The sequence below is a fragment of the Lentzea albidocapillata subsp. violacea genome (assembly GCF_900100275.1).
Lineage (GTDB): Bacteria > Actinomycetota > Actinomycetes > Mycobacteriales > Pseudonocardiaceae > Lentzea > Lentzea violacea.
On record NZ_FNET01000020.1, the window covers coordinates 80,788 to 96,515 of the forward strand.

Below are 15,728 nucleotides of genomic sequence, written 5' to 3' on the forward strand. Positions count from 1 at the left end.
CCACATCGGACTCGCCTTCCGCGTCTCAATCGGGAGGCGTGTTCCCGGTCACTATCAAGAATGCCTATGGCGAGACGAGGATCGAGAAGAAGCCCGAACGGGTGGTCGTCCTCGGCTGGAACGACCTCGCGGTCGCGTCCGCGCTGGGCGCTCCCGTCGTCGGCGCGGTCCGCTACTTCGACCCCGCGAACCCGAACCTTCCCTACATCACCCAGAAGTACGGCGAGGACGTCCTCGGTCTCGACGCGGCGAACGTGAACCTGGAGAAGGTCGCGTCCTACAATCCCGACCTGATCCTCGCCGTCACGAGCAACCAGCTGGACCAGGCCCGGTACGACAAGCTCAGCCAGATCGCGCCGACGGTCGCCTACCCGAAGTCCCTCTACGGCTCCACGATGGCCGAGGAGACGGAGCTGATCGGCAAGGCGCTGGGCCGCACCGAGGAAGCGGCGAAGCTCCTCGCCGACGCCAACGCCAAGATCGAGGCGACGAAGCAGGAACTGCCGAAGCTCGCCGGCCGGACCTACCTCTTCGGCCAGGCCCGCGGCACGGTGCTCCCGCTCGTGGTGGGCAAGGACAACCTCTCGACGAAGTTCATGAACTCGTTGGGGCTCAAGGTTCCCGACGCGTTCGCGAACGTCCAGGCCAGTGACCAGCTCGCGCCCGGAACGATCGGCATCTCCTACGAGGAGGCCGCCAGGCTCGACAGCGCCGACGTGCTGTTCATGACCTTCGCCGGCGGTCAGGACCTGGAGACGTTCAAGACCAACCCGGTCACCCGTGAGCTCAAGGTCGTGAAGGAAGGCCGTTACCAGGCGACGGAGATCTCCGTCGCCCAGCTGCTGCAGGCCCCGAACGCCGCGGGCGTCGGCTGGCTGCTCGACCAGCTGAAGCCGACCCTGAAGACGATCGGCGCCTGAGTGACCGACGTCGAGACCCGTCGTCAGGAACTGTTGCGGCGCAAGCTCGCCGCACGTGGCGTGGCCGCCGCGAAGAGCACCATTCCGCCGCGGCCGCCCGGCGCCGCACCGCTGTCGCACGCGCAGGAGCGGATGTGGTTCTTCCATCAGGTCGACCCCGCCGCCTCCGCCTACAACGTGTGCGTGCTGTGGCGGCTGAGCGACGGGCTCGACGTCGCCGCGCTGCACCGGGCGTTCGACCGGCTGGTGGAACGGCACGAGGTGCTGCGCACGATCTACGTGGCCGACGAGTCCGGTGTGCCACGGCAGGAGGTGCTGGACTCGCTACCCGTCGAGTGGTCCGAAATGGACGGTGACGAGGAGTCGCTGCGGCGGATCGCGTACGAGGCCGGGCGCGCGCCGTTCGACCTCACCGCCGCCAGTCCGCTGCGGCTGGTCCTGGTGCGGCTGCCGGACTCGTTCGCGCTGGTGATGGTCGCCCAGCACATCAACTGGGACGGCCCCGCGTTCGGCGTCTTCTCCCGCGAGCTGAGTGTCCTGTACGCCGGCGCCGAACTGCCACCGCTGCCGTTGCAGTACGCGGACTTCGCGGCGTGGCACCGGAACAGGTGGGTCACGGCACCGGACCAGGCCCAGCTCGGCCACTGGCGCCGGGCCCTCACCCCGCTGCCGGAACCGGTGGAGATCCCCACCGACTTCGAACGCACCGCGGAGGTCACCGAGGCCGGCGGCTGGCTCGTCCGGTCGCTCTCACCGGCACTGACCACGCGGATCGGTGAGCTGGCCGCGGCCGAGCAGGCGACGCCGTTCATGGTGCTGGTGGCCGGGATCGCCGTGCTGCTCGGCCGGTACGCCCAGGCCGACGACATCACGATCGGCACCGTCACGCAGAACCGCGACGAGCCCGGCCTGTCGGCGTTGATCGGCAATCTCGGCAACACCGTGCCGCTGCGGGTGGATCTGAGCGGCCGGCCGTCGTTCCGCGCGCTGCTCGGCCGCGTCCGGGAGACCTGCGCGGGCGCCTACGCCAACGCCGACGTGCCGTTCGACCTGCTGCTCGACGAGCTGAAGGTGCCCCGTCACCTCGGCCGCACGCCCCTGTTCGACGTGACGGTCATCTTCCTGGCGCAGGACATGGAAGGCCCGCGGCTGCCGGGCGTCGACATCCGGTGGGAGAAGTTCCACAACGGCACCTCGCAGACCGACCTGTCCTTCGACGCCCTGCTCAAGGACGGCCAGCTGCACCTGCAGGCCACCTACCGCACGGCGTTGTTCCGCGAGGAGACCGTGCGGAAGCTGCTCGCCCGGCTGGAGCTGATGTTCGTCCAGGCCGTCGAGCACACCGATCGCCGGATCGACGAGTTCGCGCTGCTGCTGGACGGTGAACGCCGGTACCTCGACCGCACCCGGCCGCTCGCACCGGACACGGTCGTCTCGTTGTTCGAGAAGCAGGTCGAGCTGTCGGCCGGCGAACCCGCCGTCGTCTCGGCCGACACCGTGCTCACGTTCGCGGAACTGAACTTCCGCGCGAACCAGCTCGCCCGGCACCTGGTAGCGCAGGGCGTGGGGCCGGAACGGATCGTCGGCCTGTCGCTGCCGCGTTCGGCGGACTTCGTCATCGGCATCCTGGCGGTGCTCAAGGCAGGCGGCGCCTACCTGCCGCTGGACCCGCGCTATCCGTTGGCGCACCGGGACTTCGTGCTGGCCGACGCCGCACCGGCGCTGGTCCTGGACACCCTGCCGGAACTGGACCTGCCAGGCGACGACCTCGGTCTGCCGCTGCACCAGGACCTTCCCGCGTTCGTCATCTACACCTCGGGCTCCACCGGCCGTCCCAAGGGCGTGCTCGCGCTGCACGGCGGCCTGGTGAACCTGTTCCACAGCCACCGCGAGGAGCTCTACGCGAACCTGCCCGGCCGCGGCCGGATCGGGCACGCCTGGTCGTTCTCGTTCGACGCGTCCTGGCAACCGCAGCTGTGGCTGCTCGACGGACACGCCCTGCACGTCTTCGACCACGACACCTACTCCGACCCGCAACGCCTCGCCGCGCAGATCACGGCGCACGGCATCGACTTCATCGAACTGACCCCGAGCCTGCTCGAAGAAACACTGCGGTGGCTGCCGGACCCACCGGCGGTGCTGGGTTTCGGCGGCGAGGCCGTGACTCCCGCGCTCTGGCACCAACTTCAGGGCAGGGCCGCGTTCAACCTCTACGGCCCCACCGAGTGCACGGTCGACTCGCTGGTCGCGAGGGTCGGCGAGGGCGACCCTGCCGTCGGCCATCCCGTGGCGGGCGCCCGGATCGCCGTGCTCGACCCGGCCCTGCAACCGGTGCCGCCCGGGGTTCCCGGCGAGCTCTACATCTCCGGCGCCGGTCTTGCCCGCGGTTACCTGAACCGGCCGGGCCTGACCGCGTCCCGGTTCGTCGCCGACAGGTTCGGTCCACCAGGCTCCCGCGCCTACCGCACGGGCGACCTGGTGCGCTGGCGGCCGGACAGCGAACTGGAGTTCCTGGGCCGGGTGGACGACCAGGTCAAGATCCGCGGGTTCCGCGTCGAACCGGGCGAGATCGAGGCCGTGCTGGCCCGCGTGACCGGCCTGCGTTCGGCCGTGGCCGTCCGCGAGGACACCCCCGGCGTGCGACGGCTGGTCGGCTACGTCGTCGGCGAGGTCGACCCCGGCGCGGTGCGCGACCGGCTGGCCGCGGAACTGCCCGAACACATGGTGCCCAGCGCGGTCGTCGCGTTGACCGAGCTACCGCTGATGCCGAACGGCAAGATCAACCGAAAGGCGTTGCCGGCACCGGTCGTCCGCACGTCGTCCCGTGCCGCCACGACAGGGCCGGAACGCGCGCTGGCCGCGGTGATGGCCGACGTGCTGGGACTGCCGTCGGTCGGTGTGGACGACAGCTTCTTCGACCTCGGCGGCGACAGCATCCTCGCGATCCAGCTGGTCAGCAGGGCGCGGCGGGCCGGGTTCGCCTTCTCCCCCAAGGACGTCTTCGAGCGCCGGACGGTCGAACGTCTCGCGCTGACCGCCGCGAAGGCGTTGGTGCACGAGGACGGCACCGGCGAGGTGCCGCTGACCCCGATCATGCGGTGGCTCGGCGACATCTCGTACTCGACCCAGGCCGTGGTCGTCCGGGTGCCGCTGCTCTCACCGTCCACAGTGGCCGGAGGACTGCGGGCGGTGGTGGCACGGCACGACATGCTGCGGGCGCGCTGGCACGGCGACCGGCTGGTCGTGCCGGCCGAGGTGGTGGCGCCGGAAGTCGTGGTGACGAACGAGATCACGGCGGCGACCGTGCGCACCGCCGTGGACCGGCTCGACCCGGCGGCAGGGGTGATGCTGACGGCCGTGCTCGCGGGCGACCGGCTGTTGCTGGTCGCGCATCACCTCGTGGTCGACGGCGTGTCGTGGCGGATCATCATCGGCGACCTGCAGGCGGCGATCACAGGGGAGGAACTGGCACCGGTTCCGGTGTCGTTCCGGCGCTGGGCGGTGGATCACGCCCAACGCCCGCTCGCCGACGTGGGGACCAGCGGTGGCATCGTGCTGGGCACGGTCGGCGAGGCCCACCAGGTCACCACGCGCCATCCGCGGGCCTCCCCGGAGGTCCTGCGGGCGGCGCTCGTCCAGGCGGTCGCCCGCTGGCGACCGGGCACCGTGATCGACGTCGAGGGCCACGGCCGCACCGGCGACCTGGACCTGTCGCGCACGGTCGGCTGGTTCACCTCGCTCACCCCGGTCGTCGCCGGCACCGACGACCTGGCCGCCGCCATCGCTTCCCTGCCACCACACGCGTCTCCCGGCGGGCAGATCGGATTCAACTACCTCGGCCGTTTCGACGCCACGGAAGCGGACTGGGAGCTTGTCCCGGACCTGTCGCTCGTGGACGTCCGGACGCCGATGAAGCACGCCGTCGAACTGACCGTCGTGGCGCAGGACGATCAGCTGACCGCCCATTGGGCCTGCGCGATCGAGGCGTCGGCGCTCGTCGACGGGTTCGCGGCGGCGTTGGCCGAGATCACGAAGCTCGGCGACGTGCAGCCGTTGACACCGTTGCAGGCCGACATGCTGGCATGGTCGGCGAACGATCCGGGCTCGTTCGCGACCAGCGCATCGTTCCGCATCCCCGGCCTCGACCCCGGCCGGATGCACCAGGCGCTCGACCAAGTCGTGCAACGACATCCGGCGCTGCGCACGAGGTTCACGAACGGCGTGGCCGTGGTCGGCGGGGAACAGTCGGACCTGCTGCGGTTCGGCATCGACGGCGAGCGGCTCACGATCGACTCGCACCGCGTGCTGCTCGACGGCTGGTCGGTCCCGATCGTGCTCGGTGATCTCCTCGCGCTGTACGACGGCAAGGACCTGCCGGAACCCGTGCCGTTCAAGGACTATCTGACCTGGCTCGCCCACCGGCACTCGACCGAATGGGACGAGCTGCTCGACGGCGCCCAGCCGACCAGGGTCACGCACACCCAGGCCCGAGATCGTTCCCAGGACACCTGGGGCACGGCGCCGTCGAGGTCCAGTCAGGAGGTGCTGAATGCCTGGGCGCTGCTGCTGCGCGAGCTCACCGGGCAGGACGACGTGGTGTTCGGGGCGACGGTCTCCGGCCGGTCACCGGAGGTCCCGGGCGTCGAGCGGATGGTCGGGCTGCTGATCAACACGGTCCCGGTGCGCGCCAGGCCCGGTCAGGACGCGGTGCTGCCCCGGTTCCACCACGGCCGCGTCAAGAACCCGGAGTTGTTCGACACCCTCGTCGTGTACGAGAACTTCGCGGGCGCGGACACCGGTCTGCTCGACGCCGGGTGGGACGACGCGCTGCACTACCCGCTGGGTCTCTTCGCCTACCCCGGCGGCGATGGGCTCAGGCTGCGGATGGCGCACCGCCCGGACGTGATCTCCCACGACCGGGCGGCGTACGTCATGACGAGGCTGGTGCACCACCTCACAACCGGCTGAGCACGGCCTTCTTGTCGATCTTGCCCACCGCCGTCACCGGGAAGGTGGGCAAGATCGCCAGCCGGTCCGGCAGCTTGAACCGCGCCAGCCCGCGTGCGGACAGAAAAGCCTTGAGCTCCTTGAGCTTCACCGACGCGTCCGGCACCAGTACGACCGCGGCGCACACGATCTCGCCCAGCGTCTGGTCCGGCACGCCGACCACCGCCGCCTGCGCCACAGCCGGATGCGCCAGCAGGTGCTCCTCGAGCTCGCCCGCGGAGACGTTCTCGCCGCCGCGGTTGATCACGTCCTTGACCCGGCCCTCGACGACCAGGTGGCCGGACGGCAGCCGCCGCACCAGGTCGCCGGTGCGGTAGAACCCGTCAGCCGTGAAGGCGGAAGCGTTGTACTCCGGCACGTTGTAGTAGCCGCGCAACGTGTACGGCCCGCGCGTCCACAGCTCGCCGATGCCGCCGTCCAGCACGTCCACCCCGTCACGGACCACGCGGACCTCGTCGAACGGCGACATCGGCCGGCCCTGCGTCGTGGTCACGAGGTCGTCCGGGTCGTCCAGCCGCGTGTAGTTGAGCAGCCCCTCCGCCATGCCGAACACCTGCTGCAACGTCGTTCCGAGCACCGGCCGCACCTGCCCGGCCAGTTCGGTGTCGAGTTTCGCGCCGCCGACCTGCAGCAGCCGCAACGACGACAGGTCGCGTCGATCCCACTCCACCGTGTCGACCCAGAGCCGCACCAACGGCGGCACGAGAGCGGTCACCGTGACACGCTCGCGTTCGATCAGGCCGAACGTGACGTCCGGCGAGGGCGCGGGCGCCATGACGACCCGTCCGCCCGCACCCAGCGTGCCGAGCAGACCGGGACAGGCCAACGGAAAGTTGTGCGCGGCCGGCAACACCGCGAGGTACACGTCGTTCGCCGTCAACGAGCAGACCTCCGCACTCCCGCGCGCGTTGTACGCGTAGTCGCGGTGGGTGCGCGGAATGAGCTTCGGCTTTCCCGTCGTACCACCGGAGATCAGCAGCACGGCGACGTCACCGGGGTCGATGTCCGGCAACGGGCCCGCGGGCTCCGGCACGTCCGCCAGTGCCGTGTACGGCCCGGGATCGCCGGCCACGAAGACGTGGTCCGGTGTCGGGATCTCGGCCGCGAGCGTGCGGTAGTCGAACCCGCTGTCGTGGTCCGGGATGAAGTACGCCACCGCCTGGGCGTGCGTGACGAAGTGCTCGATCTCGGTGCGCCGATGCGCGGGCAACGCCAGCACCGGAACGATCCCGGCCCGCAACAGTCCGAAGAGGACGATGGCGAACGTCGCCGTGTTCGGCAGCTGGACCACGACCCGGTCGCCCGGCCGCAGTCCCCTCGCCAGCAGCCCGGTCGCCAGTTCGGCGGCCCGGCGATCCAGCGAGGTGTAGCTGATCCGTTCGTCGCCGGAGACGATCGCCGTCGACTCACCGCTGCGTTCGGCCCACTCCGCGAGCAGCCCGCCGAGCGTCTCGTCGCGCCAGACACCGGCCTCGCGGTACCGGTCGGCGCACTCGGCCGGCCAGTTCTCAACGCCCTCCATCAACGTCCTCCAGCGCGGCCACGACGTCCTCGTCCGACAACGCCTCGACCTCCAGGTAGATCTCGGCGACCTGCGCGAGCCTGCCCTGTTCCTCCTCCGCCGCGAGCATCTTCTCGGCCAGACCGGCGACGGTCGGGGCCGAGAACAGCATCCGCACCGACACCTCCGTCGTGTCGAGGCTCTCGCGCAGCCGCGTGACCAGGGACGTCGCGATGACGGAATCCCCGCCCAGCGCGAAGAACTCGTCGGTCACGCCCACCTCGGCGACGTCCAGCACGTCCGCCCACTCCAGCGCGATGACCTTCTCCAGGTCGGTGCGCGGCGCAACGTGTTCGCGCACAACGGACTGCGCCACCTCGGCCGTGGACTCGCCGGCCCCGAAGACCTCCTCCCACGCCTCGTCGCCGGTCAGCGCGTCGACCTGCTCCTGGAACGCGGCGAACATCCCGTCCAGCACGCCGGCCGGGAACTGTTCCTCGCGGGTGTCCCAGTTGACCAGGATTCCGCCGGACACCTCGGTGATCTGCGCGTCCAGCAGCACCTGCGGGCCCTGCGACACGATCCACACCGGCGTGCCGAACGCCTTCTCCACGGCCGGGTCGAACAACTCGCCGAGCCCGAGCGCGCTGGTGAACACCACCGGCGCGAACACCTGCCTGCCGGTGCGGCGGGTCAGGTCGCGCAGCACGTCGACGCCGGAATGATCGGCGTGCGCGGCGTCGGTGTGCATCTGCTTCTGCACCTGCCTGGCGCGGTCGGCGAACGTCGCCGGGGTGCGCAGGTCGATCTCCAGCATCACCGAACTGCTGAAGTCGCCGACCACGCCACCGACGGCGGCGTGCAGCGGTTCGCGGTCGAACAACGGCACGTTGAGCAGGAAGTGCGGGGTCGCGCTCCAACGGCCGATCACCGACGCGAACGCCGTCGCCACCACCATCGCCGGCGTGAGCCCACGTCGTTGCGCGTTGGCGACGAGCAGCGCCCGATCGCCGGCCGTGATGGTGAAGTGCCGGCGAGCGACCTTCGGAGCGCCTCCGGGTCCGGACGGCAGGACGGGCGCGCCCGGCAGCGTGGCGAGACGTTCCTGCCAGTACCGCACGGATTCCGGGCGGGCGGCGGACTTCGCGAGCCGGTAGCGCTGGTAGCTGTACCCGACGGGCGCCGGTTCGTAGCCCACGTCGAGGTAGAAGCGCGCGAGCTCGGCGAGCAGGATCCGGTAGCTCACCGCGTCGGCGGCCACCATGTCGATGTCGAGGTGCAGCCGCGTCCTGCCACCGGGCAGGCGACTCAGCTCGGCCGAGAACACCTGCCCTGCCTCGATGTCGAGCCGCTGGTGCGACAGCCGTTCGCGAATCACACCAAGATCCGGGTTGTCGTGCACCACCAGGCCGGGCCACGGCGACTGCGGCAGCACGACCTGGGCGCCGTTGTCCGTCAGCTGAGCCCGCAGCATGTCGTGCCGTGCCACCAGTTTCGTGAACGCGGCCTGCAACCGGAACGGGTCCAGATCCTCGCCGTCGAACTCGGTGTAGAGGTGCGCGGCGACGCCACCGAGCCGTTGCCCGTCCTCACGGCCGATCCAGTACGCGTACTGCATGGTGCCCAACGGAAACTCGACACCTTCGTCGACACTTTCCAGCTGCGCCACGGCTTCCGGCTCCGCCTGGTGCGAGAGCAGCCTCTCCCACGCGCCCAGCGTCGGTTCCGCCGCCAGCGTGGCGAAGCTGACCTCCGTTCCGGCTCGTCTCCACTCGTTGACCAGCTTCATCAACGCGATCGACTCGAGTCCCAGCTCGAAGAGGTTCGTGCCGGGGTCGATCGAGCCGGGCTCCTCCTCCACCAGGTCCGCGATCGTCTGCCGAAGATCCCGCACGTCCATCAACCTCTCGCCTCAGCCAGTCTGCGTCGGAGCAGTTCCTTGCGCCGGTCGGCCACGCTCGCCTCGGGAGCGGGCAGGGCGGCGCGGTCGAGCTTCCCGTTGGCGGTCAACGGAAGCCGGTCGAGCACCACGACCTTCACGGGCACCATGTGGGCGGGCAGCACCGCGGCCAGGCGCTCCCGCACGTTCTCCGGAGTGCCGGCCGCGTACGCGACGAGCTGCCCGTCCCGCACGACCACCACGCCGTCGGCCACACCGGAACACTCCAGCAGCGCCGCCGTCACCTCACCGAGCTCGACCCGGAACCCGCGGATCTTGACCTGGTCGTCCGCCCGCCCAGCGAACTGCAGCCGCCCGCCCACCCGAACGGCCAGATCCCCCGTGCGGTACCAGCGCTGCCCGTCCGGCGCCGCCACGAACCGCGCAGAGGTGAGCCCAGCCCGTCCGAGATAACCGAGCGCGAGCTGCGTTCCCCCGACATACAACTCGCCGGTAACGCCACCAGCCACAGGCACAAGCTGCTCGTCCAGCAGGTGCAGCTCAAGGCCAGGCAACGCCTCCCCGATGGGGCTGCCCTCCTCGTCGCCGAGCCGCAGAAAGGTGACGTGCACGGTCGTCTCGGTGATGCCGTACATGTTCACAAGGTCCGACTGCGGATACCTCTCACGCCACGGCCCCAGCCGCGCGACATCGAGTGCTTCCCCACCGAACACCACGGTCCGAACCGCAAGGCCACCACCATCAGCGTTCATCACCTGATAAAACGAAGAAGGCGTCTGCGACAAGACAGTAACCTGCTCCCGCCGCAAAAGGTCTACAAAGGACTCAGGCGACCAGGCAACCTCCTTGGGCACCACGACCACCCGCCCCCCGGTCAGCAGCGCACCCCAGATCTCCCAAACGGAGAAGTCAAAAGCCGTGGAGTGGAACAACGTCCACACGTCAACCGACGTAAACCCAAACAAAGGCAGCGCAGCACCCATCAACGCCATGGCGTTGCCATGGGTAACCGCCACCCCCTTGGGCCTGCCAGTAGAGCCAGACGTGTAGATCACATAAGCAACACCCTGAGCCTCACTCAGATCCACATGCTCAGCGCTCGCGCACACCACCGCATCCAGCACAACCCGAGGCCCAGCATCCGAAACCATGAACGCAACCCGCTCACCCGGATAGGCAGGATCCAAGGGCAGATAGGCAGCCCCAGCCTTCAACACCCCGACAAGCGCAACCACAAGATCAAGCCCGCGCGGGAGGCAAAGCCCGACTAAGTCACCCGGCTCGACTCCGAGCCTGATCAACTGCCGCGCAACACCGTTGGCCCGTGCGTCCAGTTGCGAGTAGGTGAGCCGTTCGCCCTCGAACACAACGGCAGTGACATCAGGCGTGACCACCGCCTGGGCATGCAGCGCACGTGACAGCGTGGCGTCCACCACCACCTCCAAGTCAAGTTAGCCTAACCTAACTCGAACCCAGAGCCGTGTCCAGAACATGGCAAACCAAGGCCAGACAAAGAGATCAATGATTCCACAGAGGAATCACCCATGATCAGCTAAAGCGAAGCGAAGCGAGGCCCGCACGGCTGATTGGCCAAGCGAAGCGATGGCCAGGCGGGGGTCCGGGGGCGCAGCGCCCCGGCGGGGGTCTGGGGGCTCGGCCCCCAGAAAACACCACGGACGAGGCACGGTCTGCGCTTTCCGCAGACATACGACACCCGAAGTTCGTGCCCCCGGTGCGACTCGAACGCACACTGGACGGATTTTGAGTCGGCTAGGCACCCCGGGAGGGGGTGACGACGTGCGACAACAGGTGTCTACAGGTCCTATGGACTGGCACCCGACGGCACCGTTGCGCGCCAACTCGCACCCAAAGCCGCACCCCTAGGGTCCACTATGGACAGAAGCCTGAAGCTTGCCGGAGCAGCTCCCGACACACGCTGAGAGTGTCCCACACGGCCCCGCCGGAAGGAGGCACAATCTAGCGATGGAGCCGTGGTTGACAGGCATTGGTGGCGCGCTAGCGCTCCTCACAGGGACCGGCATCTGGATTCATTGGTCACGCCATCAAAACCGAGGATTCAACAAGCTCGCAACGCTAGCGACCTCTCTGGATGCACTCGCAGCCACACTCCTAACAACACGATGGCTCATCGCAACCACGAGCCAAGCTGCCGAGCTTCGAATAATCGGGTCCGTCGCAATTGCATGCGTCCTCGCGAGCATCTCACTCTGGACACTTTGGGGTGCACGAAGCGACAAAAAATCAGAGATGTTTGCTCTCCCCGCCGCATTCTTCACAGCACTCACGGCGCTGTTGGCAGTCATGTTGTGGCTACGCATGACCGAAGTCACAATAAATCGCTCAGAAGCACTTAAGGCTGGAGGTCTCGCCTCCGGTGCAATAGTTGCACTCTACGCGCTTTGGCTCAACGATAGACGACGCAAGGTTGAGGAGTCACGCCGCGACACCGAGGAAGAACGAAGAATTATTGAACACAAGCGACAGGAAGTGGAAAGCGCAAAAGCGGAACACGACCGAGAGCGTGTTGCAAACGAGCATTTCGCGCGAGCCGTTGAGCTTCTGGGCAACGATGCCGACCAGGTCCGAGTGGGAGCCTTACACGCGCTTTCGCACTTGGCCACCACAAGGTCAGAATACAGGCAAACAGTCGCAGACATTATTTGCGCCTACCTTCGCAGGCCGATGCCGACAGCCTCACACCTACTAGCTCCTGCGGAAGCAGAAAAACAACGGGGTCAAATATCTCGTGAGCGTCACGTCAGGGCCACGGCCGAACGCCTGCTAGGACAGCTAACCAAGGAGTCGAAATCCGCAGACACCTACCTCGACTTGGATCTAACAGACGCAGTCCTTCAAGAGTTCACTCTTGAAGAGTGTCTCATCGGAGGTCTAATCGCCAACGGCGCGACCTTCGAGAAGCCAGCTTCGTTTCTTGATTCGACATTCAAGAGCCCAGTTTACCTCAACGGCTGCAAGTTTGAAAACGACCTATCCATAAGCACCTGCCTGTTCGAGCACGTATTGCTCATGATTAACACAACAATAGCAAAATCACTTGCGATCAGCTCTGTCACTTTCGAATGGCCAACCACACTTAGCCACACACAGGTGGGCAAAAGCATCAGAATGCATAACGTTCAATTTAGCAGAACCCTTGATCTAATGCTCAATTCTCCCGTACCGGATATAGAGATGACCGCGTGTAGCGTCTCAGGTGGGGAGAATCCTAGTGTGCACCCGCCAGACGGCTACTACGCGGAAGTAGACAGCGAAACCGGCGAGATCACTATATATCGCCCCTAGGAGCAGCATCCTTCTACTTGCACCACCGCCATAGCTAGACTCCGACCTGTGACGGAGTATCCGGAGGAACTCAGGTGGAAGGTCCACGGCGAGCGGACCATCTACGACAATCGCTGGGTGAAGCTCAATCTCGTTGACGTTGAGCCGCCTGACGGCAGCCGCTTTGAGCATCATGTGGTGAAGCTCGACCACGTGGCCGTAGCGCTGCTATTGAATGAGCGCGAGGAAGTTCTAACGCTCTGGCGATACAGGTTTGCTGTCGACCAGTGGGGCTACGAGCTGATCGGCGGTCTGGTCGAAGAAGGCGAAGAGCCGGCAGCAACGGCCGCGCGTGAAGCCGAGGAAGAAACCGGCTGGCGCCCCATCGGAGAGCCTGAGCACATCGTCAAGTTTCAACCGCTGCCCGGCATCATTGATGCTCCGGTAGACGCTTACCTATGGCGTAACTCAGAGAAGGTCGGCGAGCCAACCGACGGCGAAGAAGCCGCACGACTCGAATGGATTCCTGTCGAACGCGTGCTTGAGCTGGTTCACCGTGGCGAAGTTCTCGGCTCTGGCGCAATCATCCCGCTTCTCTACTATCTAGCCTCACGCAATGCCGGCGCTTCCAACGCCGGGTAGTTCCAAGTTTACGAGTCGCTGCCGCTGGCGTTCAGATCCGATACGCGATGCAAGCTGACGAGCCAAACGCGCGTATTTGAGCGCTCCCTTGCTGTCACCAGCGGCAGCGTAAGCAAAAGCTAGGTCAACGTACATGTTGGTTTGACCTCGAATCGCCCAGTTGTCAGGCGATTCGAGGTCCTTCACTTCCGACTCTAGCTGATTGATCGAATCTGGATTCCCCAAGCGCACCAGCGCACTGCCACGCCAACGCGTCAACTGTCCATCATTCAGCAAGAGAAACGGCATCTCCGGATCAACCGGATTGGCAGGCAGCATCACCTGCGCCTCGTCGAATGCGCGTAGCGACTCGTCGTGACGCCCTGCCGCTGCGAGCCCTTCGCCGTGCGCAGCAGCCAGCCAAGCACCAAGCAACGGAGGAACGCGTTTCTCGGCCACACCTCGGGCAAACTCCAATAGCTCGACTGCCAGAACGGGTTCGCCCATGTCAAGAAGGATTACCGCCTGCTGAGCGGCGGCGTGCGCGAGAAGTTGAGGCGAGTCAGCCTCCATTGCCGAGACCTTCGCGTCCTCGTGATACTGCCACGCCTGTAGTTGCGAGCCCCTATCGAGGGCTGTCCAGCCGGCGAGAGTGCGCGCATCTGTAAGGGTTCTGGCCAACTGCTGACGATGTCGCGTGCTCACACTGAAGGAACGGATGCTCTCCATCTGGCGAACGAGCTGGTTCAGCTGATCGAGAACGACAACGGCGCCGAACCGCTGATCTGACGACCGCAAATCATTGACCTGACGTTGAAACATGTCGAGGGTATCCCGATCGACACTTCGCGCGACAACCAGGCGGTTCCTCAGTTCCTCTACCGACTCGCTCTCCAGCTCGGGAGGAAACCCAAGTTCCTCGTTGGCTCGACCGTAGAACTCTCGGAATAGTTTCCGATACCCCGGCTCGGTGACTTCAACTCCGCCGTTCTCCCAACGAGAGAGCATGATCGGCAGAGATGACTCAGAAGCAACCGATACACCAATGAGCGGCCCACGCTTGAGGAAGAACCTCACCACCTGAGCCTGTGTGTAGCCCAGCTCCTCGCGTACGGCCTGCAACCGCGTCAGCGGCGGGTCCCCGCGCCTTCGTCGCGCCACGTCTCCCCCCGTCTCTAGGGCCGTGACCTGCGGACTTAACTCCTCCTAACACGCGGCCTGCTAGCCGCTGGCAATTATTTCGACCCCCTTTCCGGATGTCTGCTGTTCCCATGACAGCGACACGGAAACACCAGAGCAGAACAGAGCTAGCCCTTTCGACGAGCCCCTTCGTCAAGGCGACTAGTAAGCGTTCCGACTTGAGCCCGGAGCCCGCGGAGTTCACGAATGATCGTGTTCAGCAGCGGAATCACGGGATCGTCGAAAGCAGTGACCGGGGAATCAACCTCCGGCGGCGTCTTTCCCTGCAACACTGCTCCCAGGTGTTGCGGGTGCCAGTCGAGAGCGATCGAAAGCGCTTCGAGCGTCCGCGGGTTTCGACGTCGCTGAATTCTCCCCTGTTGCATCTCGCGAACGATCGCGAGGGACACGCCGGATCTCTCGGCAAGTTCCTTTTGCTTCAAAGCCAGCTCGTCCGCGCGGGCATTGATTGCCTCCGCGACCGCCGACCAGTCCTCCGTCACGTGCGCCTCCGTGCTCCGCCTCAGCGCCGACATTAGCGCGCAACACAGGCAGAAAACGGATGTAGCGCTGACGTCAGCGGCAAATCGGCATGAATCAACGCCAATGTCAGCGCCTTTCCCGAAGAAATCAGTCTTCACGAAAGGCCATACAGCAATGTCTACGAACAGCACGGCAGGCAGTAACCCGCCGACCTTCTACACAGTCCCAGAAGCCGCCGAGATCCTGCGGGTTGACGCGGCGACCGTCTACCGAGCGATCCGGGAGGACGCGTTCCCGGCGGTTCGGGTGCGCACCCGCTACGTGGTGCCTGCCCAGGCAGTCGAGGAGTTGGCTCGCCGCGCCGCCGATGGTGGTGGCGTGGTCGACGTCGCACAGATGACGGCCGAACGGCGAGCGGCCCGTGACTTCGAGCGGGCGACCGGGAGTGCGTGGCGATGACGACCCCGGAGAACTACTACGAGGTGATCGCGGCCGAGCTCGACCGCTACGCCAAGGTGCCCGACGCGGTGCTGATGGAGATCGTCACGCGTGACGGCACGTGCATGTGGTTGTGGTCCACCGAGGAGCAGCCGGAGTGGCAGAGGGAGGAGATCACGGATCGGGAGTTGGCGGCTCGTCTGTGCGAGCCGTGCCCGGTGCGGAGGCTCTGCCTTGAGTGGGAGTTGCGCCTTGCTGGTGAGTACCAGTTCGGCGTATGCGGCGGACTGACCGGAGAGGACCGCCGTGCGCTCTACCGGGTGTGGCGTGCCCGCCGCGACCGGATGAACGAGGACCAGGACGGAGGGCAGTAATC

At 66.6% G+C, this 15,728-nt stretch carries 11 protein-coding genes; 6 read left to right on the plus strand and 5 right to left on the minus strand.

Annotated features, from left to right (window positions below):
* The first annotated feature begins 38 nt into the window (after positions 1-38).
* Both BLR21_RS32700 and BLR21_RS32705 read left to right on the plus strand, forming a co-directional pair.
* The gene (locus BLR21_RS32700; protein ID WP_176929905.1) at positions 39-920 is read left to right on the plus strand and encodes an ABC transporter substrate-binding protein; all 882 of its coding nucleotides are present in this window, start codon (positions 39-41) and stop codon (positions 918-920) included.
* Positions 921-5,888: a non-ribosomal peptide synthetase gene (locus tag BLR21_RS32705; RefSeq protein WP_090012166.1), complete on the plus strand. Its 4,968-nt coding sequence runs from the start codon at positions 921-923 to the stop codon at positions 5,886-5,888. It begins immediately after the preceding gene.
* Here the strand turns inward: BLR21_RS32705 and BLR21_RS32710 are convergent.
* From BLR21_RS32710 to BLR21_RS32720, 3 genes are read right to left on the minus strand one after another with little or no spacing between them, the layout of a single operon-like run.
* Complete coding sequence (locus BLR21_RS32710) at positions 5,875-7,449, minus strand: (2,3-dihydroxybenzoyl)adenylate synthase (RefSeq protein ID WP_090012168.1); 1,575 nt, start codon at positions 7,447-7,449, stop codon at positions 5,875-5,877. The genes BLR21_RS32705 and BLR21_RS32710 overlap by 14 nt on opposite strands.
* Entirely contained in the window at positions 7,436-9,322 is a 1,887-nt protein-coding gene (locus tag BLR21_RS32715) for a phosphopantetheine-binding protein (RefSeq protein WP_218131036.1), read from the minus strand. The genes BLR21_RS32710 and BLR21_RS32715 overlap by 14 nt, the downstream gene beginning before the upstream one ends.
* A 5-nt stretch (positions 9,323-9,327) precedes the next feature.
* On the minus strand, positions 9,328-10,767 hold the full coding sequence (locus BLR21_RS32720) for an AMP-binding protein (RefSeq protein ID WP_256335095.1): 1,440 nt from the start codon (positions 10,765-10,767) through the stop codon (positions 9,328-9,330).
* Between the two features lie 544 nt (positions 10,768-11,311).
* On the opposite strand from BLR21_RS32720, the gene BLR21_RS41935 reads away from it, so the two are divergent.
* Entirely contained in the window at positions 11,312-12,652 is a 1,341-nt protein-coding gene (locus BLR21_RS41935) for a hypothetical protein (protein ID WP_143027984.1), read from the plus strand.
* Positions 12,653-12,700: 48 nt separating this feature from the next.
* Positions 12,701-13,273 carry an NUDIX domain-containing protein gene (locus BLR21_RS32725; protein ID WP_090012175.1) on the plus strand — a complete coding sequence of 191 codons (573 nt, stop codon included), beginning with the start codon at positions 12,701-12,703 and terminating at the stop codon, positions 13,271-13,273.
* On the opposite strand, the gene BLR21_RS32730 is transcribed toward BLR21_RS32725, so the two are convergent.
* Entirely contained in the window at positions 13,241-14,329 is a 1,089-nt protein-coding gene (locus tag BLR21_RS32730; RefSeq protein ID WP_256335092.1) for an NsdA family TPR-like regulatory protein, read from the minus strand. The genes BLR21_RS32725 and BLR21_RS32730 overlap by 33 nt on opposite strands.
* A 230-nt stretch (positions 14,330-14,559) precedes the next feature.
* On the minus strand, positions 14,560-14,934 hold the full coding sequence (locus BLR21_RS32735) for a helix-turn-helix domain-containing protein (RefSeq protein ID WP_090012262.1): 375 nt from the start codon (positions 14,932-14,934) through the stop codon (positions 14,560-14,562).
* A 154-nt stretch (positions 14,935-15,088) separates the two neighbouring features.
* Here BLR21_RS32735 and BLR21_RS32740 point away from each other — a divergent pair, with 154 nt between their 5' ends.
* Positions 15,089-15,373 (plus strand): helix-turn-helix domain-containing protein, encoded by a 285-nt coding sequence (locus tag BLR21_RS32740; protein WP_090012179.1) that lies wholly within the window; start codon positions 15,089-15,091, stop codon positions 15,371-15,373.
* Positions 15,370-15,726 (plus strand): WhiB family transcriptional regulator, encoded by a 357-nt coding sequence (locus BLR21_RS32745; protein WP_090012265.1) that lies wholly within the window; start codon positions 15,370-15,372, stop codon positions 15,724-15,726. Before BLR21_RS32740 ends, BLR21_RS32745 begins: the two co-directional genes overlap by 4 nt.
* Positions 15,727-15,728: the final 2 nt, after the last annotated feature.

Excerpts from the sequence above, each read along its gene's own strand:
- BLR21_RS32710 (WP_090012168.1), bottom strand. The coding sequence starts at position 7,449 with ATGGAGGGCGTTGAGAACTGGCCGGCCGAGTGCGCCGACCGGTACCGC.
- BLR21_RS41935 (WP_143027984.1), top strand. The coding sequence starts at position 11,312 with ATGGAGCCGTGGTTGACAGGCATTGGTGGCGCGCTAGCGCTCCTCACA.
- BLR21_RS32740 (WP_090012179.1), top strand. The coding sequence starts at position 15,089 with ATGTCTACGAACAGCACGGCAGGCAGTAACCCGCCGACCTTCTACACA.
- BLR21_RS32745 (WP_090012265.1), top strand. The coding sequence starts at position 15,370 with ATGACGACCCCGGAGAACTACTACGAGGTGATCGCGGCCGAGCTCGAC.